Annotated in this window: 1 protein-coding gene; it reads left to right on the forward strand. The window is 77.2% G+C overall.

What is annotated here, in order from left to right; all coding sequences use genetic code 11:
• Positions 1 to 84 precede the first annotated feature (84 nt).
• Positions 85 to 737: NrfD/PsrC family molybdoenzyme membrane anchor subunit (gene nrfD, locus GTW08_RS18645; RefSeq protein WP_161152292.1), on the forward strand; the 653-nt coding region annotated here is incomplete at its 3' end.

A 737-nucleotide genomic window follows, 5' to 3' on the forward strand; every position in this document is an offset into this window, starting at 1 on the left:
CCCGCCGGGCACGACGACACCCGCCCCGCGCCCAGCCGCGCCGAGCGACGGCGACGCCGCCGGGGCGGCCGCGGCGAGCGGCTGATGGTTCCCGAGGCCGACTTCCGCAGCTACCACGACCGGCCGATCATCAAGCCGCCGGTGTGGAAGGTGCCCGACGTCCCCGCCTACCTCTACCTGGGCGGCGCGGCCGGGGTCGCAGCGTCCACGGCGGCGCTGGCCGACCTCACCTGCCGGCCCGGACTGCGTCGCTCCGGTCGGCTCGTCGCCGCGGGCGGGGCGGTCGCCTCGGTCGCGTTCCTCATCCACGACCTCGGCCGCCCCGAGCGGTTCCTGCACATGATGCGGGTGTTCAAGCCGACCTCGCCGTTGTCGGTGGGATCCTGGATCCTCGCCCCGTTCGGCACCGTCACCGGGGCCGCGGCGGCCTCGGAGGTCACCGGGCTGCTGCCCGGCGCCGGGCGCGTCGCCGGACTGGTCGGCGGGCTCCTCGGCCCGGCGATGACCACCTACACCGCCGTGCTGCTCGCCGACACCGCCGTCCCCGGCTGGCACGAGGCCTACCGGGAGCTGCCGTTCGTGTTCGCCGGGTCGGCGCTCGCCGCAGGCGGCGGGTCGGCGCTGCTCACCGGGAACGGTGACGGCCCGCCGCGGCGCATCGCCGTCGCCGGAGCGGCGCTGGAGCTGGCCGCCACCCACCGCACCGAGACCGCGATCGGGATGAGCGCGCACGCCTA

The organism is Pseudonocardia sp. SID8383 (assembly GCF_009864975.1).
In the GTDB taxonomy this organism is placed as follows: Bacteria; Actinomycetota; Actinomycetes; order Mycobacteriales; family Pseudonocardiaceae; genus Pseudonocardia; species Pseudonocardia alni.